The 20,312-nt window shown below is 74.9% G+C and carries 16 protein-coding genes; 11 read left to right on the top strand and 5 right to left on the bottom strand.

All coding sequences use genetic code 11. The features are described 5' to 3' along the window. Window positions 1-70 precede the first annotated feature (70 nt). Window positions 71-658: a TMEM165/GDT1 family protein gene (locus HCK00_RS03360; RefSeq protein ID WP_168100214.1), complete on the bottom strand. Its 588-nt coding sequence runs from the start codon at window positions 656-658 to the stop codon at window positions 71-73. Window positions 659-1,212: 554 nt separating this feature from the next. Between HCK00_RS03360 and HCK00_RS03355 the strand changes: the two genes are divergently transcribed. Further along, window positions 1,213-1,884: an HNH endonuclease family protein gene (locus HCK00_RS03355; protein ID WP_168100213.1), complete on the top strand. Its 672-nt coding sequence runs from the start codon at window positions 1,213-1,215 to the stop codon at window positions 1,882-1,884. 185 nt (window positions 1,885-2,069) lie between these two features. Beyond that, window positions 2,070-3,965 carry an alkaline phosphatase D family protein gene (locus HCK00_RS03350; protein ID WP_168100212.1) on the top strand — a complete coding sequence of 632 codons (1,896 nt, stop codon included), beginning with the start codon at window positions 2,070-2,072 and terminating at the stop codon, window positions 3,963-3,965. Between the two features lie 121 nt (window positions 3,966-4,086). On the opposite strand, the gene HCK00_RS03345 is transcribed toward HCK00_RS03350, so the two are convergent. Further along, on the bottom strand, window positions 4,087-4,974 hold the full coding sequence (locus tag HCK00_RS03345; protein ID WP_240965192.1) for a superoxide dismutase family protein: 888 nt from the start codon (window positions 4,972-4,974) through the stop codon (window positions 4,087-4,089). A gap of 806 nt (window positions 4,975-5,780) precedes the next feature. Here HCK00_RS03345 and HCK00_RS03340 point away from each other — a divergent pair. After that, window positions 5,781-6,392, top strand: a complete 612-nt coding sequence (locus HCK00_RS03340) for a hypothetical protein (protein ID WP_168100211.1) — start codon at window positions 5,781-5,783, stop codon at window positions 6,390-6,392. 278 nt (window positions 6,393-6,670) lie between these two features. Here the strand turns inward: HCK00_RS03340 and ku are convergent, their stop codons facing one another. Further along, the gene (gene ku, locus HCK00_RS03335; RefSeq protein WP_168100210.1) at window positions 6,671-7,732 is read right to left on the bottom strand and encodes a non-homologous end joining protein Ku; all 1,062 of its coding nucleotides are present in this window, start codon (window positions 7,730-7,732) and stop codon (window positions 6,671-6,673) included. A gap of 39 nt (window positions 7,733-7,771) precedes the next feature. On the opposite strand from ku, the gene ligD reads away from it, so the two are divergent. Both ligD and HCK00_RS27280 read left to right on the top strand, forming a co-directional pair. Beyond that, a complete protein-coding gene (ligD, locus tag HCK00_RS03330) occupies window positions 7,772-8,671 on the top strand; it encodes a non-homologous end-joining DNA ligase (protein WP_168100209.1) in 900 nt (299 codons plus the stop codon). A gap of 91 nt (window positions 8,672-8,762) precedes the next feature. Beyond that, on the top strand, window positions 8,763-8,891 hold the full coding sequence (locus HCK00_RS27280; RefSeq protein WP_240965191.1) for a transposase family protein: 129 nt from the start codon (window positions 8,763-8,765) through the stop codon (window positions 8,889-8,891). Between the two features lie 200 nt (window positions 8,892-9,091). On the opposite strand, the gene HCK00_RS03325 is transcribed toward HCK00_RS27280, so the two are convergent. Further along, a complete protein-coding gene (locus HCK00_RS03325; protein WP_168100208.1) occupies window positions 9,092-9,706 on the bottom strand; it encodes a TetR/AcrR family transcriptional regulator in 615 nt (204 codons plus the stop codon). Between the two features lie 249 nt (window positions 9,707-9,955). On the opposite strand from HCK00_RS03325, the gene HCK00_RS03320 reads away from it, so the two are divergent. The 6 genes from HCK00_RS03320 to HCK00_RS27275 all read left to right on the top strand — a co-directional run bounded on the left by HCK00_RS03320 (window position 9,956) and on the right by HCK00_RS27275 (window position 18,066). Then, the gene (locus HCK00_RS03320) at window positions 9,956-10,987 is read left to right on the top strand and encodes an SMP-30/gluconolactonase/LRE family protein (protein WP_168100207.1); all 1,032 of its coding nucleotides are present in this window, start codon (window positions 9,956-9,958) and stop codon (window positions 10,985-10,987) included. A gap of 114 nt (window positions 10,988-11,101) precedes the next feature. Then, window positions 11,102-11,548 (top strand): recombinase family protein, encoded by a 447-nt coding sequence (locus tag HCK00_RS03315; RefSeq protein WP_168100206.1) that lies wholly within the window; start codon window positions 11,102-11,104, stop codon window positions 11,546-11,548. Then, window positions 11,545-11,739 carry a hypothetical protein gene (locus HCK00_RS03310; protein WP_168100205.1) on the top strand — a complete coding sequence of 65 codons (195 nt, stop codon included), beginning with the start codon at window positions 11,545-11,547 and terminating at the stop codon, window positions 11,737-11,739. Before HCK00_RS03315 ends, HCK00_RS03310 begins: the two co-directional genes overlap by 4 nt. A gap of 567 nt (window positions 11,740-12,306) precedes the next feature. Further along, a complete protein-coding gene (locus tag HCK00_RS03305) occupies window positions 12,307-13,350 on the top strand; it encodes an N-acetylmuramoyl-L-alanine amidase (protein ID WP_168100204.1) in 1,044 nt (347 codons plus the stop codon). A gap of 337 nt (window positions 13,351-13,687) precedes the next feature. Continuing rightward, the gene (locus tag HCK00_RS03300) at window positions 13,688-15,142 is read left to right on the top strand and encodes a WGR domain-containing protein (protein WP_168100203.1); all 1,455 of its coding nucleotides are present in this window, start codon (window positions 13,688-13,690) and stop codon (window positions 15,140-15,142) included. A 350-nt stretch (window positions 15,143-15,492) separates the two neighbouring features. Further along, complete coding sequence (locus tag HCK00_RS27275; protein ID WP_240965190.1) at window positions 15,493-18,066, top strand: alkaline phosphatase family protein; 2,574 nt, start codon at window positions 15,493-15,495, stop codon at window positions 18,064-18,066. Window positions 18,067-19,077: 1,011 nt separating this feature from the next. Here the strand turns inward: HCK00_RS27275 and HCK00_RS03290 are convergent. Further along, on the bottom strand, window positions 19,078-20,010 hold the full coding sequence (locus HCK00_RS03290; protein WP_168100202.1) for a CDP-alcohol phosphatidyltransferase family protein: 933 nt from the start codon (window positions 20,008-20,010) through the stop codon (window positions 19,078-19,080). Window positions 20,011-20,312 lie beyond the last annotated feature (302 nt).

Below are 20,312 nucleotides of genomic sequence, written 5' to 3'. Positions count from 1 at the left end.
GCGCCGCCGTCCGGAGCGGCGGCGGGCCGGCCCGGCACACCCGCCCGGGGGCCGGACCGGCGGCCGCACGTCAGCCGGTGACGGCCTCGTAGAGGCTGAAGACCGCGAGGGCCACCATCACCGCGGCGGCGATCCTCGTGATCAGCCGCACCGGGACGTACTTCATCAGCGTGCGCCCACCGAGGATGCCGATGCCCGCGACCGCCCACAGCGCCAGCACCGCGCCGATGCCGACCGAGAGCGGGTCGTCGTAGCGGGCGGCGAGGTTGGCGGTCATGATCTGCGTGAGGTCGCCGAACTCGGCGGCCAGGATGAGCGCGAAGCCGGCCCCGGAGACCTTCCAGAAGCTCTGGCCCGTGGGCTCGGGCGCCTTCTCCTCCTCGTCGTCCCCGCCCTTGCGGAACAGCAGCACCGCCGCCCCGGCCAGGAAGAGCACCCCGACCACGGCCTGTACCAGCCGCTGGGGGAGCAGGGTGAGCACACTGCCCGCGGCGACCGCGAGCACGACGTGGAGCAGGAAGGCGGCGGCGACGCCCGCGAAGACGTACGAGGCGCGGTAGCGGGTGCCGAGGAGGAGACCGGCCAGGGCGGTCTTGTCGGGCAGTTCGGCCAGGAAGACGACGCCGAAGACGATGGCGATCGTGGTGATGCTGAGCACGGGTGTTTCCCCTGTCGGTCGGTGCACGCGGCCCGACCGGGCGGAGCCTGGCTGTTCCAGGGGTCGCTTCGGCCGGGCAGCGTCGGACAACGCTGCGGCCGAAGGTCTCGCTGGCGGGGCGCGCGAGCGCGCGTCCGCCTCCGGGCGCCGGCCCGGCCGCGCGAGGCGGACGGGCAGTGTGTCGACGGTCCGGCGAAGAGCTACTCCCCTTCAGACGCACCCAGGGTACGCGAGAGGGCCCGGCTTCCCCAAAGAGGACCTCCGGGGCGGGCCCGGGCTGCGGCTCGGGCCACTGCTCCGGCTCCGGTCCGGCTCCGGGGTGGGGGGGTGCGCCGGGTGGCTCCGGCGCACCCGTCCCCCCGGCCGCCGTCCGGCTCGCACGGCTGTGCCCCCGTTCGTCCGCCGGAGGTTCCGGGCCGGGGGCACGAGGCTCTTGATCTGACGTGCTCATGTCGTCAACCTGTAACCCGGCGCCCCTCCCCAGGACATCTGGCGGCGGCAGCCTGCGGTCGTCCCCCACCGGCCCACGTCCCCCCATTCACGAGGGAGTCCCCATGTCCCGTACGTTCCCGGTCACGGCCTCGCGCGGCACCGTCTACGCGCGTCGAACCGCGATCGCCGCCACGGTCACCGCGCTCGCCGCCACCACCCTGCTGAGCGCTCCGCCCGCCCAGGCCGCGCCCCCCACCCCGCCGAGCGCCGCCACCGCCCGCACCAACCTGGCCTCGCTCACCGTCCAGGCGGAAGGTTCCAGCAGCGGCTACAGCCGTGACCTGTTCCCGCACTGGAGTTCCCAGGGCGGGAACTGCAACACCCGTGAGGTGGTGCTGAAGCGGGACGGCGAGAACGTGCAGCAGGACACCGCGTGCGCGGCGGTCAGCGGCACCTGGCGCTCCGCGTACGACGGCGGTGTGTGGACCGCCGCGTCCGACGTGGACATCGACCACGTGGTGCCGCTCGCGGAGGCGTGGCGCTCCGGCGCCGCCTCCTGGACGACCAGCCGCCGGCAGGGTTTCGCCAACGACCTCACCCGGGCCCAGCTCATAGCCGTCACCGACAACGTCAACCAGGCCAAGGGCGACAAGGACCCCGCCGAGTGGATGCCGCCGAGCAGCGGCTACCACTGCATGTACGCCCGGATGTGGGTCCAGGTGAAGCACTACTACGACCTCACGGTGGACTCCGCCGAGAAGACGGCGCTGAGCGGCGTCCTCAACCGCTGCTGACCGGAGCGCCGGCGGCCGCGAACGGCTGACGGGGGCCGGCGGCGCGGTCCGCCGCCGGCCCCCGGGCGCCTCCCGGCCGCCCCGGGCCGGGCGCCGGCCGCGGCGGCGCCGGAAGCGTCCGCCCGGCCTCCCCGCCTCCCTCCGCGTTCCGTACCGTTGCGGGACGAGCGGAGGGAGGCGGTCACGTGACCGGACTGCGGCTGGGACCACTGCTGCGGTACGTCGACGAGGACAGCGCCACGGTGTGGGTCGAGACCGACGGCCCGTGCGAGGCGCGGGTGCGGTGCGCGGACGGCGCGGGCGGGGCCGCGCGGACCTGGCGGGTGGCCGGCCACCACTACGCCCTGGTGACGGTCACCGGGCTGACCCCGGGCAGCACCACCGGGTACGGGGTGCTGCTCGACGGCGTCCCGGTGTGGCCCCCGCCGGGTGAGGACGCGGGCCCGCCCTCGGCGATCCGCACCCTGCCCCGGACCGGGGGCGCGGACGCGGAACCGGCCACGCTCCGCGTCGCCTTCGGCTCCTGCCGCTGGGCCGCGCCGCCCTCGAAGGGCGCCGGCAGCGCCCTCGGGCCGGACGCGCTGGACACCCTCTCCCTCCGGCTGGCCGCCGACCCGGACGCCGAGCGCCCGGACGTCCTGCTGCTCCTCGGCGACCAGGTGTACGCGGACGAGACCTCCGACGGCGTCCGCCGCCGCATCGCGGCGCGGCGCTCCCTGGACGAGCCGCCCGGCAGCGAGGTCGCGGACTACGAGGAGTACACCTACCTCTACGACGAGTCCTGGTCGGACCCGGAGCTGCGCCGGCTGCTGGCCACCGTGCCGAGCTGCATGCTCTTCGACGACCACGACGTGATCGACGACTGGAACACCAGCGAGGCCTGGCGGGCGGACATGGAGGCGACCGGCTGGTGGCGCGAGCGGGTGCTCTCCGGCCTCATGTCCTACTGGGTGCACCAGCACCTGGGGAACCTCTCCCCGGCCGAACTGGCGGCCGACCCCCTCTTCACCGCGGTACGGGAGGCGGAGGACGGCACCGCGCTGCTGCGGCGGTTCGCGGCGGACGCCTACGCCGACCCCGGGCACACCCGCTGGAGTTACCGCCGCGACTTCGGCCGCACCCGGCTGCTCATGGTGGACACCCGCGCCGCCCGGGTCCTGCCCGAGAAGCGGCGGGCGATGCTCGACGCGGCGGAGACGGACTGGCTGCGCGAACAGGCGCTGGCCGACCCCGGCTCCCGCGACCACCTGCTGATCGGCACCTCGCTGCCCTGGCTGCTGCCGTCCGCGATCCACGACGCCGAGCAGTGGAACGCGGGGCTGTGCGCCGGGGAGCGCGGCGCCCGCTGGGCGCGCCGGGGGGAGCAGATCCGGCGGGCGGCGGACCTGGAGCACTGGGCGGCCTTCCCGGCCTCGTTCGACGCGCTGACGGAGCTGGTCGCCCGTGCCGGGAGCGGTCCGGAGGCGCCGGCCACGGTCTGCGTCCTCTCCGGTGACGTCCACCACGCCTATGCCGCCGAGCCGGAGTGGCCGGACGGACCGGAAGGACCGGAGGGGTCAGGCGGGACGGGCGGGGCCCACCGGGCCGGCCGGGCCGATGCCCCGCGGGGTCCGGACGGGACCGCGGGGACGGAGCCCGGGGACCGGGACGGCGGTACCGGGGGCCCGGTGACCGCGCGGCCCTCGGCCCGGGTGCTCCAACTGACCTGCTCACCACTGCACAACCGCGTCCCCGGCTACATGAAGCTCGGTTTCCGCTTCGGCTGGAGCCGCGCCGGGCGGTGGATCGGGCGGCTCCTGGCACGCCACGGGCGGGTGCCGCGCCCGCCGGTGAACTGGCGGAAGACGGGCGGCCCCTGGTTCGGCAACCAGGTGATGACCCTGACCCTGTCCGGCCGGGAGGCGTGGCTGACCCTCCAGCAGGCCGAGCCGGCCGAAGGGCCCGGGCCACAGAGGCAGCCGGAGGCACCGGCGGGGACGGGGCCGGCCGGGCGGACGCGCGTGCCGGAGGCACCGGGAACTCCCGGTGTGCCCGGCCCCGGGGCGCGGCTCACCACCGTCACACACCACCGGCTGCGCTGAACCCGGGGCACGGCGGAGCCGTACCGCCGGGTCACCGGGCGCGGGGCCGGGTGCGGGGCGGCCGCGCCGGCCCGGCCCCTCCGGCCGGCTCCTCGCCGCCGGCCGGAGGGGCCGCCGCCCGTCAGCCGAGGGGCACCGTGTAGCAGGCCACCCGGGCGCCCGCGTCACCGGCCACGCCGTCCTTCGTCTCGGTGGCGTGCTCGTGCAGCACCACCGACCGGGCCTGGCCGGGCCGGAAGTGCCAGCGGTGGCGGGTCTCCGCCATCCCGGTACCGGTGGCGTCGGTGGTGAAGTCCAGCCACACCTCGTTCCGCGGGTTGGCGTACCGGCGGCTGGTGGAGGGCTGGTTCGGGTCGGGGCGGTTCTGGTAGTGCGGACCCGCGGTCTCCGGGTTCTTGCCGCAGGGCCGGGTGTGGACGTGGGCGCCGTAGGTACGGCCGGGCTGCACGCCCGTCACCTTCAGCCCCACGCGGGTCCCGCTCGCGTCCGCCCGCCGGGCCACGGTGATCCGCGCGCCGGGCGGGACGGCGGCCGGGTCGTAGGTGACCGCACCCGCGCCGCGGAACCCGGCGGGTGTCACGAACGAGCCGGTCCGGCTGGTGTCCTGACGCCTGATGCTGCCGGTGAACAGCAGTTCCTGGAGGGTCGCCCCCGTCCCGGACAGATCCGTGCCCGGGCCGCCGTCCCCGGCGCCGTTCATGCGCTCCGGGGAGGTCGGTGAGGCCGAGGGGAGCAGGGCTCCGGCCCAGGCGCCCAGCGGCCCCTCGTCCGGGAGCGCGGCGGAGCTGCCGCCCGGCGCCCGGTCCGGCCCGGGCGCGGCGCCGGCCGGCAGCGCGCCGGTCAGCGTCAGGCCCAGGGCCACCAGGACCGCCGGGGCCATCCGGCGGGCGGCCGTGCGCCGCGCCCGCTGCGGGCCGGACGCGGCACGGGTCCTCCGCGCCGGCCGCCCCGTGTGCGCCTCCTGCGCCGCCTGCGTGACCTGCACGCCCTGTGCCGTCTGCACCGTCATCGGGTCTCCTCACGTGTTGTTGCCGGTCGATCGGTGTACGGAGGCCATGCCTTCCCGGTTTGGGTGGTTTTGAGATCCCTCGCAGGCATGGAGATGGAGGACGAAAGTTGACCCAAAGGCTGATGAAAAGACCGGTGTTGGCGCCTGCTCCGGCGCCCCGGGCGGACCGCTTCTCCGCATGCACCCCTCCCCGCGTGCCCCCTCCCCGCGCGCCGCCACCGCCGCCGCACCGCCGCCGCACCCCCCACCGCCCTCACCCACCGGCCACCACGGGGCCGCCCGGCGGACCCGGCCGGGGAGCGGCGGGTGGCGGGTGGCGGGTGGCGGGTGGCGGGTGAGGTGGCGTACCGAGACGGACGCGAACTCGCGGGCCGGCGCCGGAAGTGCCGGGCAGGCGGGTGGGCGGGCAGCCGGGTGGGACGGTCACGCGCTCGAACCGCACCGGCCCGGCCCACTCCCCGCGGATCCGGACCCGGCAGCCCTCACCCCGTGGCGCCACGCCGGACCACCGATGGCATCCCGGCCCGCCACGGGCCGGGGCACGCGGCCGCCACGAGACCGCGCCCGGCGGGAGCGGAGCGGCCGGGTCGGCCGGGTGGCCGTGCGGTGGCCACCCGTTCGCGTGGCCCGGATCGCCGGGGCGCCGGGCGGCTTCTAGCGTTCCCCCGAGGCGCGTTCCGTCCGCACACCGGAGGCGGCCCGGCCGGACGCACCGCGGAGGTGACGCGCCGGACCCACGCCGACGTACCGGCGTCTCCGGGCACCGGACGCGCGGCACCGGAAGGGAACGCAGCAGAAGGAGCGCCATGGGCACCATCCGTCTCCCGGCCCCGACGGCCCCCGCGGCCCTCATGCTCCTCAGGGCCGCGACCACCGCCGTCGCCGCGACGGTCGCCGTCCTGGGTGCGTCCCCGCTCGCCCCGGCGTCGGCCGTCCCTCCGCCGCCCCCGGTGCGGGCCGCGGCGCCCGGCGCGGTGGACGACACCCCGCCGGGTCCCGCCGCCGAGGCCGAGCCGTCCTCCGTCGCGCCCGGCGGCACGGTCCGGCTCCGGGTCACCGGCTGCGGCAGCCGCACCGGCACCGCCACGTCGTCCGCCTTCGGGACGGTCCGTCTCCTCCCCGGCGACCTGCGGGCCGGCCATCTGTTCGGGAGCGCCACCGTGCACACCTACGCCCGGCAGGGCGGCCACCGGGTGAACGTCCGGTGCGGTGGCCCCGAGAGCCGATCCACCTCGGTGCGGATCACCGTCTCGGAGGAGGCCGCCGAGGCCGGGGCGGGAGCGTTCCACGGCATGGGCGCGACGGCGGCCGGCGCCCTGATGGCCGCGGCGGGCGCCGCCCTCCTGCTGCGCCGCCGCGCCCGGACGGCCACCCGGGCGGCCACCGGCGCGGACGCCCGGCGGCCCGCGGGACGCTGAGCGCCGCGGCCGGGAAGCCCGGCCCGGGCACGCGCGGCGCCCGGGGGCGGTGTGCCGCGAAACGGAACGTCACCACGTACACGGACACGGTCACCGGACGCCCGGGGGAGCGCACGAGGCGCGGAGGAGGCCACCGGCCGGGACCGGGGAAACGGCGCCGCGCCGGGCACCGTTCGCGCCGCCGCGCCGGCCCGGCCCCCGACACCGGGCCGACGCCGGCCACCGCGGGGCCAACGCCACCCGGAGCCCGTCCCCCGGCGGATGCGCTCCCGCCCCGGTCAGCTCGCGCGGCTGCGCTTCTTGGCGCTCTTGGCGCTCTTCGTGCTCTTGGCGCTCTTCCTCGACCCGGACGTCTCCTGGCCGTCCTCGGAGCCCTGGGCCGCGCCCTTCCCCGCCGTGGTCTTCTTCGCGGCGGCCTTCTTCGCGGTGCTCTTCTTCCCCGTGTTCTTCTTCGCCGTCCGCCCACGGCCCCCGTCCCCGCCTCCTTCGCCGCCGGCCTCCTCCCCTTTCCTCTCCCCGTCGCCCCCGTCGCCCCCGTCGCCCCCGCCGGCCGCCGCCTTCCCGCCGCGGCCCTCCCGTGCGGCGCGGACGCTGTTTTCCAGGGCCGCAATCAGGTCGATGACCTTGCCCTCCTCCGCCTGCTCCCGGGCCGCCTCCGGTGCCACACCCTCCAGCTTGGCGGCGACCAGCGCCTCCACGGCCTCCCGGTACTCGTCGTGCAGCGCCTCCGCGTCGAGTTCGCCGAGGGTCTCCATCAGGGTGTCGGCGAGGTCGAGTTCCGCGTCGCGGATGCCGACGTCACTCTCCGGCGCGATCCCGGACGCGGGCCGGATCTCGTCCGGCCAGAGCATGGTGTGCAGCGCGAGGGCGTCCTCGACCACCCGGAGCATGGCCAGGGTCTCGCGGCCGCGGAGCGCCAGCTTGGCGATGGCGACCTTCTCGCTGCGGATCAGGGCCTCGCGGAGCAGGACGTACGGCTTGACGGCACCGCCCCCGTCGGCGCCGAGGTAGTAGGCGCGGTCGAGCTGGAGCGGGTCGATCGTGTCACCGGGGACGAAGGCCAGGATCTCGATGGTGCGGGCCGTGGGCAGCGGCAGGGCGGAGAGGTCCTCGTCGCTGAGCGGCACGGTGGTGCCGTCGGCGGCCTCGAAGGCTTTGGTGATCTCGTCCCCGGAGACCTCCTTCTCCTCCAGCTCGCACACCTTGCGGTAGCGGATACGCCCGCCGTCGGCCGCGTGGACCTGCCGGAAGTGGACCGAGTGGCTCTCGGTCGCGCCGAAGACCCTGACCGGGATGGACACCAGGCCGAAGGAGATCGACCCCTTCCAGATGGATCGCACGCTTCCCACCTTTCCTGCCTTTATGTGATGATCTACTCTATGCCGGTCATCACGGAGGTGGAGGGGCGGCGGCTGGCGCTGAGCAATCTGGAGAAGGTGCTCTATCCGGGCGGTTTCACCAAGGCCGAGGCCCTGCACCACCACGCCGCCGTCGCTCCCGCCCTCCTCCCCCACCTGCGCGACCGCCCGCTGTCCCTGCTGCGCTATCCGGACGGCGTGACGGGCGAGCACTTCTTCGCCAAGAACGTGCCGCCCGGTACCCCCGTGTGGGTGACCACCCACGAGGTACCGCGCTCGGCGGAGAAGACGGCGCGGCAGATCCTGGTGCAGGACCTGCCGACGCTGATGTGGGTGGCCAACCTCGTCGCCGAACTGCACACCCCGCAGTGGAAGGCGGCGTCCCCCGCCCTCGCCGACCGGCTCGTGTTCGACCTCGACCCCGGGGCGCCCGCGACCGTCGTGGAGTGCTGCCGGGTGGCCCGCTGGCTGCGCGAGCGGCTCGCCGGTGACGGGCTGGAGGCGTACGCCAAGACCAGCGGCTCCAAGGGCCTGCATCTGCTGGTGCCGCTGGAGCCGCCCGCCCCCTCCCGCGAGGTGACCTCCTACGCGAAGGCGCTCGCCGTGGCGGCGGCCCGCGCGCTGCCACGGCTCGTGGTGTACCGGATGTCCCGCTCGCTCCGGCCCGGCCGGGTCTTCGTCGACTTCAGCCAGAACGCCGCCGCCAAGACGACCGCCGCCCCCTACACCCTGCGGGCCCGGGAGACCCCGACCGTCTCGGCGCCCGTCGGCTGGGCGGAGGTCGAGGCGTGCACCGCGCCGGACCAGCTCTCCTTCGAGGCGGACGCGATGCCCGGCCGGCTGGAACGCCACGGGGACCTGCTCGCGGGGCTGCTCGACCCCGGGCGGGGACGCCCCCTGCCGGCCCTCCGCGAGCCGTAACCGCCGGCGGCGGGGCCCTTCAAGCTACTGCGCCCTTCGCCGCGCGTTCGACCGAACCGGCATCACCCCTCGCCAGATGTGGAGCGACCGAGTGCTGGACGAGGCCCAGCAGACTGCCGACCCAGTACATCTGGTGCACCTGTTCGGCATCCATCCCGGAACCGCTGTCCGCTACGTGCACGCCGCCCACCCCGACAAGGCACTCCCCACAATCCGTTGACAAGCCCCCCACACACGAGGTCGGCCGCTACCTCGCCAGCCCGACAAGCGGATGCCATCGACACTGCGCAGGCCTCAGAGCCTGACGCTGAAGCTCCTGCAGATCGTCAAGTGGCTGGAGATGCTGGTGGTGCGCCGGCACGGGCCGGTACTGCGGGTGGACCGTCCGCGCGGAGTGACGCAGGGGTGGGCGGAGCGCGTTCAGGGCGGAAAGGTGAGCTCGTCCTCCAGTGCCGCGCGCGCGCCGCGCAGGGCGAGCCGGAGCTGGTCCGGTGCACGGCGGACCTGGGCCAGAAGGAGGCCGCCCTGGATCGCCGCCATGGTGAGGTCGGCCAGCTCCGTCACGTCCGCGTCCGGGCGCAGCTCGCCGGATTCCTGCATCCGGTGCAGCCCCGCGATGAGGGGGGCCTCCCAGCGCGCGAAGGCGTCCACGAACGCCTGCCGGGTGAGGTCGTCCCGGCCACTGAGCTGGCCGGCCAACGAGCCGATCGCGCAGCCGCCCACCGCGTCCTGCCGCGTCCCGTTGGCGACGATCGCGTCGAACCAGCGGTCGATGCCGGCCAGTGAATCGACGTCCAGGAGCAGCGGTTCCTGCGCGGCCAGCACCGTGTCCACGGTGGAATGGATCACGGACCGGATGAGGTCGTCGCGGTCGTCGAAGTAATGGTAGAGCTGGCTGCGGCCGACCCCCGCGGCGCGTTCGACATCGTCCAGCGTCACCGCCGCGACGCCGCGCCGCTGAATGAGGTCTGCCGCCGCTTCGAGGATGCGCTCCCGGGTCGCGCGACCCCGTGCGGTGGCCGGTGTGTGTCCCATCAGGCTTATTCCCTGTCTGTACCTCACGGTACAGAGATTCTGTACTCGCTGATACAGTGTGCCGCAGAGTTTCTGTACTAGGCGATACATTTCGCGGCGGTGAGGGGGAGATGTACCCGGCAGGAGCGCGTGAGCTGCCAGGCCATTCACCTCGCCACCGCCACGGTTTCGCAGCTCGCAGCTCCGGCTGCGCCCGGCCGGCAACCTCCGCCCCGTCCAGGACCGACCCGCGCAACGACAAGGAAGACCATGTCCCCTCACCGATCCGCCGGGCTGCGGCGGCGCGCCGCCACGCTCAGCCTCGCCGCCACGCTCGCCGCGGTCGCCATGACCCCGGTGGCGTCCGCGACCCCGGCCCCCACCACGGCCCCGGCCATCGCGCCGACGTCCCCCGGCCTCACTGCCGGCACCCGCCTGGACAACGTACGCGTCCTCGTCCACTTCGACCGGGCCGCGGGCCAGGTCGCCGAGAGCATCGCACCGGAGCCCGGCGGCAGCGTGGTCATCGGCATGATCCAGTCACGCCAGGTGGTGCGGGTCGCGCAGGACGGAGCCGTCCGGGTACTCGCCACCATGCCGCTGCCCCCGGACGGCGGCACCACTGCACCGGTCGTCGGCACAGCAGCTGTCACCGGGGTCGCCCGGTCGGACAGCGGCGCCGTGTATTTTCTCTACTGCGCCGGGCAGGGCGGCCTGACCGGGATCTGGCAGGTCCGGCGCTCCGGTGAGCCCCGGCTCGTCGTACCGCTGCCTGCCGACACCTTCCCCAACGCACTGGTCATCGACGGCAAAAGGGACCGTTTCATGGTCACCGACTCCGCCGGCGGACGGATCTGGCAGGCCCCGTTGAGCGGCGGAGCGGCCACCGTGTGGTCGGCAGACCCGGCACTGGCGCCCAGTGCTTTCTTCGGCGCCAACGGCATGAAGATCCACGACGGCGCCGTATGGGCCAGCAATTCCGACCACGGCACCATCGTCCGTATCCCGGTGGCCAGGAACGGCCGCTCCGGCCGCGCCGAGGTCCGGGCCACGCAGCTGGAGGGCATCGACGACTTCGACTTCACCGGCAGGGGCTCCGAGATCCTCGCCGCGTTGAACCAGGCCGGCAAGCTCGTGCGCGTAGGCGCCGACGGCGCTCATGAGACCCTGCTGGACGCCAAGGACGGCATGCAGGGAACCACGGCCGTCGCCGTACGAGGCCATCGGGTGTTTGTGACCAACGGTGCCAACCTGGCCGGGAACGACCCGACCCTGATGCTCGCGGAGCTGAACCGGCGCTGACACGGCTTGGCTTGGCGGGATGGGCCATCGCCCTGTGGTCCCTCCCGTCGGAAGCTCTCCACTGCGACGGGCCGCGCCTGGGCCCCAACTCCGCAGCCCAGCAGCCTTGTGGGTATGCCGACCAACCCGCCCGGCGGCCTCGGGCCCGTACCCGTCGCCGTCTACTCCTGCGCCGCCACCCCCACCGCCCTCGGTGAGAGCCAGGAGCGGGGCCGCTACTACGCCGACGCCCGGCACTGGCACGTCGCCGGCGTCTGGTCCGACCCCGCCCCGTTGCTGCCGCTCATGGAGCGGCCGGGCTGGCAGGCCGTCACGGCCGCCCTGTCCGCCGGAATGATCCGCGGTGTCGTCGTCAGCGGCCTGACGCATGTCGCTGACGACGCCGCCCAGTTCGCGGCGCTCGGCGTTCTCCTCCGTGACCGGGGAGGGTTCCTCGCCGACGCGTCGAGCGGCGTCCCGACCCGTCGAACCCCCGACCAGGCCCGTCGTCGCCGCGACATCGCGGACGCGGCCTCCGGCTGGTTCACGCAGCCAGGCGCGTACGAGGAGGACGGCTCGTGAGCGCCCAGCGTGCCTGGGTTGGTGACCTCGTGCGGGACGGCGACGGCCGGCGGGCGATCGTCACCGACGTCCGCGCCGGCGGCACCGTGTGGGTGCTGCGACCGCCGACCGGCGGTGGCCCCCACTGGGAGACCGACGACCCCGACAGCCCCGAAATCCTCGCCCGCTCCGAAGCCAGGGATGCGCCGTGAGCGAACGAGCTCGCTGCCGGCCCTTCCGTCACGCCCGTGCACCACGCCCGAAAGGCGAAGTCGCCGTGTACGCGTTCGGCCTCTGCATCGACCAGCAGTACCTCGTCCCCGGCCTCGCCGCCCTCGCCGGCCTGGCCGGCAGCCTCATCCCGGCGGCCCGCCGCGAAGCTGCCGTACGGGTGCTCACCCTCGACCTGACCCCGTCGCAGGCACTCCTCCTCGCCGACCTCGCCAAACGGGCCGGCTTCGGCTCCTTCGGCCTCCGTCGATGCGCCCCTCTGCCGTCCTCGCGCTTGGCAGACGCCTCGTACATCACCGTCACCACCCATCGAGGAGTGACCGGGAGTGACCTCCGGCTCGATCTCCTCCCTCCACCACCCGCCTCCGATGTGATTTTCCCGTACGGCGTTTCCGCCCCGCCACACACCGGGAATCACACCACTGCCGACACGCCGAGATCCACCGAAGTCGGTTGGCGCGCAGACGAGTTGGCTACTGCCCCCTGTCCCCGGCGCGACCGCCCGCTCGTGACGCACCCCTTCCTCCCAGCAGTCGGAAGGACTCCCCATGGCCACACCTCTCTCCGCGAGCCGGCTACTCGCAGCGATCAGGGCCGAAGGCTGCAAGGTCGTCGAGTACCGGAGCTGGAGCACCCACAACCGCAACCACATGGGCGCGTGGGGGCCGGTGCACGGCGTGATGATCCATCACACGGTCACCTCCGGCACCGACTCCTCCGTCGCCCTCTGCTACGACGGGTACAGCTCGCTGCCCGGCCCCCTCTGCCACACCGTCGGGGCCAAGGACGGCACCCTCTACATGGTCGGCAACGGCCGGGCGAACCACGCCGGTCTGGGCGACGACGACGTGCTGCGGGCCGTCATCGCCGAAACGTCCCTGCCGGCCGACAACGAGGCCAACACCGACGGGAACCGCCACTTCTACGGCATCGAGCTGATCAACCTCGGGGACGGGCGGGACCCCTGGCCCGAGGCCCAGGTCGACGCCGCCGCCCGCTGGGCGGCCGGCATCTGCCGCGCGCACGGCTGGACCGAGCGCTCCGTCATCGGTCATCTGGAGTGGCAGCCGGGGAAGATCGACCCGCGCGGCTTCACCATGAACAGCTTCCGGTCGCGGGTGCGCACCCTGCTCTCCCGCCCGCCGGGGGACGACAGCAGCGATCCGGAGGACGACCAAGTGCCGAACTTCCTCAGTCTGGGCATGTACCAGGAGTTCACCATGGACCCCGGGGTCTGGTACTCGGTGCCGTGGGACCAGGAGTGGTCCGACCCCCTGAAGCACCACGCCGAGGGCGGGCGCACCTTCGCCACGAACTGCCAGTACAACGGCGTCGCCTGGCTCCGGGTCCGGGGGCTCACCCCGGGGCGGGAGTTACAGGTGCGGCTCGTCGAGGACGACGCCTCGGGGGCGACGGTGCAGACCCACCCGATCGGTGAGGGTGTCGGCACCGGCGGCTCCACCTTCCTGGCCTTCCCCTTCTCCGGGAAGGCGCGCGCGGACCGCCGCGTCAAGCTCCAGATGACGCACTTCGGCGAGGCACCGGTGACCGTGGAGAAGAGCTTCCTGAAGGCGCAGGTCTGGCCCAACTGACCTCCGGCCCGCGCCGCCGTGGCCGTCATACGCCGGCCTTGCCACGCGGTGCCACCGTCACGCGGGACCGCCGTCACGAGCGGTGCCGTCGTCATGCTGAGCCGCCGTCACGCGGTGGCCCTGGGGCACGGCGTCCCGCCCGGGGCACGTCCTCGGGCGGGAGGCGTGCCGTCCCGCCGCCCGCCGCCCGTCGGTCCTTGCCGGCGGCGGTGTCCGCAGCGGCCTGGGCCCGCCTCCGGCGCCGGGCGCCCCCGGGCCGTTGTCAGTGGCCCCCCTTAGGTTCCTGGCAGTGGGACCCGCCGGAACGGCCGCGGGTCATGCCGAGGAGGGGACCGCCATGTCTGCCGTGGCCGCGGAGTCGTCGACATACCTGGAGCTGTCGCAGGAGAGCGGCGCGCACAAGTTCTACGAGGTGGCCGTGGCCGACCGGGTGGTGACGGTCCGCTACGGCCGGATCGGCACCTCCGGGCAGACGCAGACGACGGCGTTCCCCACCCCCGAGAAGGCCCGGGCAGCCGCCGCGAAGAAGGTCGGGGAGAAGATCCGCAAGGGGTACGCCCCGGCCGTCGCCGGGCAGCGCGCCCCGCGGCCGGTGACGAGGCGCCAGGTGACCTCGGCCCCGTCCACCGCCCGTGCCGTGGCGCCGGTGCTGTGGCGGTTCGCCACCGGTTCCGCCGCGTTCGGCATCCACGTGGACGAGGACCGCTGCTGGGTGGGCAACCAGGCGGGCGATGTCTACACCCTGGACCACGAGGGCGGCGTCCTCGCCCGCTTCGCCCTGCCCGACGGGGTGAAGTGCCTGGTCGCCGACGACTTCTGGATCTACGCCGGCTGTGACGACGGCAAGGTCTACGACCTCTCCTCGAAACTGCCGTTCGCGGCCTACGACATCGCGGCGGACGTCGACATCTTCTGGCTCGACATCCACCAGGGCATCCTCGACGTCTCCGACCGCGAGGGCCGGCTGACCGTCATCGACCACGAGGACGAACACCAGTGGGCCCGCCGCAGCCAGGGCGAGTTCGCCTGGATGGTCCGCGCCGACGACCGGGCCGTCTACCACGGCCACAGCCGGGGCGTGACCGCGTACGCGCCGGACGGCGGAGGCGAGCTCTGGCACACGCCGACCCGGGGCGGCGTCCTGTTCGGCTGGCAGGAGGCCGACGTCGTCTACGCGGGCACCTCACACCGCGTCATCCAGCGGCTGGCGAAGTCGACCGGCGCGATCGAGGCCGTCTACTCCTGCGACCACTCCGTGTACTCGTGCGCCGCCTCCCCGAACGGGCAGTACGTCTTCGCCGGGGACTCCGCGTCGTCCGTCTACTGCTTCGACCGGAACGGCACCCGGCTGTGGAAGCTGGACACGGGCAGCGGCTCCGCGTTGTCGATGCAGTACCACGACGAGCGGCTGTACCTGGTGACCGCCAACGGCTCCCTGGTGTGCGTGGACGCGAGCGAGGAGGCCATCGCGGCGGCCCAGCGCGGCACGGTCCCGGAGGCCCGCGACATCAAGCTCGCCGCGGCCCGGAGCGTGCCCGCCTACGCCCCGGCGACGGCCGTGGACGCCGTGGCCACCGTGGAGCGCGCCCCCTCCGGGACGGTGGTGGTCGAATGCGTCCAGGACGGCGGCCGGCTGCGGGTGCACGTGGTGTCCGAGGGCTACGACACCTCGTGGAACGTCCAGTTCCCCCGTGCGATACGCCGGCCCGGCGCGCGCTATGCCGTGGACGCGCTGCACCCGGCGCCCGGTGGCTTCTACCGGGTCCGCGGGGACATCCGGCGCATCCTCTGACGTTTGCCGGTGACCCCGTCGGCGACCCGGCCGGCCGGGCGGGACCGTCCGGGCCCCTATGGCCCGCGGGATGGGGGCGGGGACGCGCGACGGCTCCTCGGCGGGCTGCCGGCGCGCAGGGGACCCGCCCGCGAGCGGCGGCCACCGGCGGCCGCCGGCGCGGCTCGGCCCCGGAGCGCGGGGCGGGGCCCGGCAACGCGTTCGTCAAGGCCGGGCAATGTCCCGCCGCTCCGGCGCGCTCGGTTGAACTGCGGCAACCGGCACCCCGTACAGAGGGCAGCGGGCCCGGGGCCGTCACCGGCCCAGGGCACCGCCAACGGTCAACGCGTTCCGCACGGAAGGACCCCGGGTTGTCGCCCTCAACTCGCCCCAGCCAGCAACCGGACCCCCGCTCCACCCCGACCGGGGAGGATCCCGCCTCCGGCAGTCCTCCGACGGCCTCCCGCCCCGGGCCGGAGTCCGGTCCGGAACACGGCAGGACCGCCGACGCGGCGTCCGGTGAGGACGCGCGGACCCGGTCCGGGTCCCCGGCCGCGGCCTCCCCGCTCTCCGACTCGGGCTCCGGCGACTCGGGGTTCGTCGACTCGGGCTCCGGCGACTCGGGCTCCGGCGCCAGGGGTTCCGCCGGCGAAGGCTCCACCGGCGGGGGCGACTCCACCGGCACGGCGGTGGGTGGCGCCGCCGGGGCCGTGACCGGGCCCGCCGGAGGGAGCGGTCACCCCGGAGGGAAGGGAGAGGACGGCGGGAACGGCGCGGGCGGAGGGGGTGACGGCCTCGCCGGTGACGACGCGGCCGGTCCCGGCCCCGGGGACGGTGAGCCGGCCCGCGGCGCGTCCGGCGAACCCACCTCCGGGGACGGCGGTTCGTCACCGAGCTGCCTGGCCGACGTGGTGGGCGCGGCGGGCGGAGCCCACGCGGAGACCCTGCTCGCCGGTGGGCCCCCCGGGGAGGGCACCGCGGTGGAGGAGCACGAGGCCGGGAGCGGGACGGGAGAGGAGCACGAGACCGGGCCCGGAAACGGGAACGGGGCGGGAGAGGCGGAGACGACCGGGGGGAGGGACGGGGGGTCCGGCACCATCGCCGGTTCCGGCGCCGCCGCCGAAGACGCGCCCCCGGCCGCCTCCGCCGCGTCCCCCGATTCCACCGCTCCCCTTGCTCCCCCCACGTCCACGGGCAGCTCCTCCACGGGCAGTTCGTCCACGGGCAGTTCGTCCACGGGCAGCTCCTCCACCGCCGGTGCTCCGGCCCGCCGTGGCCTGCGTGCCCGGCACCCCGTCGCGGCGCGCCGGTGGTCGCGGACCGTCACCGTTCTGGCCGTCGTGCTGGTGTTCGCCGCCCTCGTCATGCCGAACGGGCTCAGCCGCTTCTCCCCGCAGGCGTTCACCCGCATCCCGGGGGAGGCGGTCATAGCGGCCGCGATACTCCCGCTGCTGCGGCCCCGGGCGCGCCGGGTGGTGGCCGGTCTGCTCGGGGCGGGCCTGGGCCTGCTGCTGATACTGAAGTTCATCGACATCGGCTTCTACTCGGTCCTCGACCGCCCGTTCGATCTCGTTCTCGACTGGATCCTCTTCGCCGACGGCCGTTCGTTCCTGAAGGACTCGATCGGCCCGGCCGGCTCCGCCGCCGTCACCGTCGGGGTGGTACTCCTCGCCGGCGGCCTGCTCGTGGCCATGGTGCTGGCGGTACTGCGGCTGGGCGAGCTCCTGGCCCGCCACCGCGCCACGGTCTCCCGCGCCACCTTCGTGGCCGCGATCGCCTGGATCACCTGCGCGGCGATCAGCCTCGACATCGCCGGCACGCCGGTCGCCACGACGGCGGCCAGCAAGCTCGTCCGGGACCGAGCGCACCGCGTCGGCGCGGGCATCGAGGACGAACGGAAGTTCGCGAAGGTGGCCGCCGTCGACGACTTCCGCGACACCCCGCCCGACCAGTTGCTGACCGCGCTGCGGGGCAAGGACGTCATCTTCGCCTTCATCGAGAGCTACGGCCGCGTGGCCATCGACGAGAACGAGAAGATGTCCGCGGCGCTCGACCCCGCGCTCAGGGAGGGCGGCGAACGGCTGCGCGAGGCCGGGTTCTCCTCCCGGAGCGCCTTCCTCAAGTCCCCCACGACGGGCGCGGGCAGCTGGCTGGCCCACTCGACGCTCTGGTCCGGCCTGTGGGTGGACAACCAGCGGCGCTACCGCACGGCCACCGCGAGCGACCGCATGACCCTCACCGGCGCCTTCGCCCGTACGGGCGCCTGGCGGACCGTCGGCATGATGCCCGGCGTCACCCGTGCCTGGCCCGAGGGCGACTTCTACGACTTCGACAAGATCTACGACTCCCGGGAGATGGGCTACAAGGGACCCAAGTTCAGCTGGTCACCGGTGCCCGACCAGTACACGATGTCCGCCTTCGAGCGGCTGGAGCGCTCCCGGAAGGACCGCGACCCGCTGATGGCCGGGGTCATCCTCGCCACCAGCCACAACCCCTGGGCGCCGCTCCCCCGCATGATCGGCTGGGACGAGGTCGGCGACGGCTCGGTCTACCACGCCGTCAAGGAGGAGGGCCGCGACCCCGAGGAGGTGTGGCGCGACCCCGAGGAGGTGCGCACGGAGTACCGGCGGGCCGTCGAGTACTCCGTCGACAACCTGGTCTCCTACGTGGAGGAGTACGGCGACGACGACACCGTGCTGGTCTTTCTCGGTGACCACCAGCCGGTGCCGACCGTGGCGGGCGAGGAGGCGAGCCGTGACGTGCCCATCACGATCGTGGCCCGGGACGAGGCCGTGATGGACCGCATCTCCGGCTGGGAGTGGCAGGACGGGCTCAAGCCGGGGCCGGACGCGCCCGTGTGGCGGATGGACACCTTCCGCGACCGCTTCCTCACCGCCTACGGCCCGGACGGGAAGCCGGGCGACCCGCCGGCGGGAAGGGAATGAGTCCGGATGACGTGATGCGCTGAGACGGGGGAGCCGGAGAGACGAGTGAGGCCGCGGGGCGCGCCCCGCGGTGGGGCCCCGGGCGGACGCGATCCACCCGGGGCCGCTTCCGTGTGCGGCGCTGCGGCGGCGGTAGCCATGCGCTGTCCGGCTGGGGGTCCGTCACCGGCCGAGGGCACGCCGGACGGGACTGAGACGGGAGCGGGAGCGGGAGCGGGGCGTGTGGGAACGGAGTCGGGCGGAGCGCATGGAGGACGCCGGCCGACGGATGGCGGGCGGCGGGCGGCGGGCGCCGGCCGGGGAACGGTGCACGGAGGTGGTGCGCGAGGAGCGGTGCGCGAGGAACTGTGCACGGGCATGATGCGCGAGGAATGGCGCACGGGCATGGTGCGCGGGGAACAGTGTGCTGGGGACGCTCGCTCCACACGTCTCACCGGTGACAGGTACCCGTCCCGGCGGGGCGGCTCGGCCTGCCCGGGGCGTACCGGCCCACCCCGGGCGGCGTACCGGCCCACCCCGGGCCACGCGGGACTCTCCGTCCTGCGCCCCGTCTCCGCCCCCGGGCGGCCGGCCGAACTCGTCGCCGGGCGACTCTCCGCCGGCGGTGCCGGTAGGTCCCGGTTCACCCCGTCTCCGTACGGAACTCCTGCCCCTCCCCGGCCGGGCAGCCGCCCGGCGGGTGCGCACCGCCGTGTCGTCCGGTGCGGCCCCGGCGCTCCGCTCCACCGGGAGCGGCGCGCCGGGGCCGGGTCCCGGTCGGAAGGTGGCCGGGCTCCTGCCCGGGCGGAGACCGGGGCGAGAGCGGCGGACGGCAGTGTCCGGAGGGGGCGTCCGGAGGGGGTCTCCAGAGGGACGTCCAGGAGGGGGTCTCCAGAGGGACGTCCAGGAGGGGGTCTCCGGAGGGACGTCCGGGAGGGGGTCTCCGGAGGGACGTCCGGGAGGGGGTCTCCGGAGGGACGTCCGGGAGGGGGTCTCCGGAGGGACGTCCGGGAGGCAGGGGCCGGCCGTTCCTCAGCCGGCCACCGCGCCCGCGCGCCCGCGTCCCCGCTCCCGGTGGGCCGGCCCGCCGGACGGCTCCGGCCTCCGGGCCGGCTGGTGGGGCCGGGCCTGCCCGTGCTCCCGGGCCCGGCCCCGTTCGCGTTCGCGTTCGCGTTCGGGAGCGGGAGCGGGAGCGGGGGCAGGGCCGCCGTCACGGTCCCGGTCGTGCCCCCGCGCCCGGTCGTCCGCCGTGGACCGCAGCCGCCACAGCGACCGGACGTCCCGGGCGAAGGACCACACCAGCAGCGCCAGCGCCGTGCCCACCACCGCGTACGCGGCCGTGGACGGCAGCGTCCCGGAGGCGGCCACCAGCAGGACGACGCCCTGGAGCGCGGCCACGGTCTTCCGCGCCATGCTCGGCGGCAGCGGCCCGTTGAGCCAGGGCAGCGCCCGGCCGGCCGCCACGAAGGCGTAGCGCATGGCACCGATGAGCAGCACCCAGGCGCCGAGGGACTGGGCGAGGTAGGCGCTGAGGACGAGGATGAGGAAGGCGTCGACCTCCATGTCGAAGCGGGCCCCCAGCGGTGACTCCGTCCCGGTGCGCCGCGCGACCTGCCCGTCCACCGCGTCCAGGATCAGCGCGACAGCGGTCAGCGCGGTGAGCACGGCCACCGGCGCCGGGCCCGTGAAGGAGTCCGCGACCAGCGCGGTCACCCCGCCGACGAGCGTCGTCCGGGCCAGTGTCACGGCGTTGGCCGCGCCGAACGGCCGGGGTGGCCAGGAGCGGAGCAGCGCCCGGGAGAGCAGGAACCAGGTGACGGCCGTGAACGCGAGGCCCGCCGGCCATCCCGCGGGCCCCAGCCCCACGGCCGCGCCGAGCACGGCCAGGAGGAGGAGCTGGGCGCCCGCGCCCACGGATGTCTCCTGGCGCAACAGGCGTGGGGGGAATGTGTCGCTCAGGGCCACCGTGCACCTTCCGGCTGTGTGACAAGTCGTCGGACGGCCGCGTACCGTGTGCGCGGCCCGTGACCATCAGAACGGGAGCCGCCTCCCGAGCGTTCAAGCCCGCGCCCGATCCCCCGGCCGCCCCGGGGCCCCACCCGGCCGTTCCCCGACGGGCCCGCGCCCGGCTCCCGCCCGTATCCGCTTCCCGGACACCCCGCCCGAGACCGTCACCGGACCCACGCCCGCGACCGTACGCGCACGCCGCCGGGTCCACCGCCGGGGCCACGGACGAACCGTCCGGTCCCCACCCCGTTTCCCGCTGG

It is taken from the genome of Streptomyces zingiberis (assembly GCF_012034935.1).
Classification (GTDB): domain Bacteria; phylum Actinomycetota; class Actinomycetes; order Streptomycetales; family Streptomycetaceae; genus Streptomyces; species Streptomyces zingiberis.
The sequence above is the reverse complement of the archived record's forward strand: the minus strand, read 5'-3'. Positions and strand labels throughout refer to the sequence as shown.

What these genes read in the sequence shown, in the direction of transcription:
- HCK00_RS03355 (WP_168100213.1), top strand. Translation starts at nt 1,213, where the DNA reads ATGTCCCGTACGTTCCCGGTCACGGCCTCGCGCGGCACCGTCTACGCG.
- HCK00_RS03345 (WP_240965192.1), bottom strand. Translation starts at nt 4,974, where the DNA reads ATGACGGTGCAGACGGCACAGGGCGTGCAGGTCACGCAGGCGGCGCAG.
- HCK00_RS03340 (WP_168100211.1), top strand. Translation starts at nt 5,781, where the DNA reads ATGGGCACCATCCGTCTCCCGGCCCCGACGGCCCCCGCGGCCCTCATG.
- ligD (WP_168100209.1), top strand. Translation starts at nt 7,772, where the DNA reads ATGCCGGTCATCACGGAGGTGGAGGGGCGGCGGCTGGCGCTGAGCAAT.
- HCK00_RS03325 (WP_168100208.1), bottom strand. Translation starts at nt 9,706, where the DNA reads ATGGGACACACACCGGCCACCGCACGGGGTCGCGCGACCCGGGAGCGC.
- HCK00_RS03320 (WP_168100207.1), top strand. Translation starts at nt 9,956, where the DNA reads ATGTCCCCTCACCGATCCGCCGGGCTGCGGCGGCGCGCCGCCACGCTC.
- HCK00_RS03315 (WP_168100206.1), top strand. Translation starts at nt 11,102, where the DNA reads ATGCCGACCAACCCGCCCGGCGGCCTCGGGCCCGTACCCGTCGCCGTC.
- HCK00_RS03305 (WP_168100204.1), top strand. Translation starts at nt 12,307, where the DNA reads ATGGCCACACCTCTCTCCGCGAGCCGGCTACTCGCAGCGATCAGGGCC.
- HCK00_RS03300 (WP_168100203.1), top strand. Translation starts at nt 13,688, where the DNA reads ATGTCTGCCGTGGCCGCGGAGTCGTCGACATACCTGGAGCTGTCGCAG.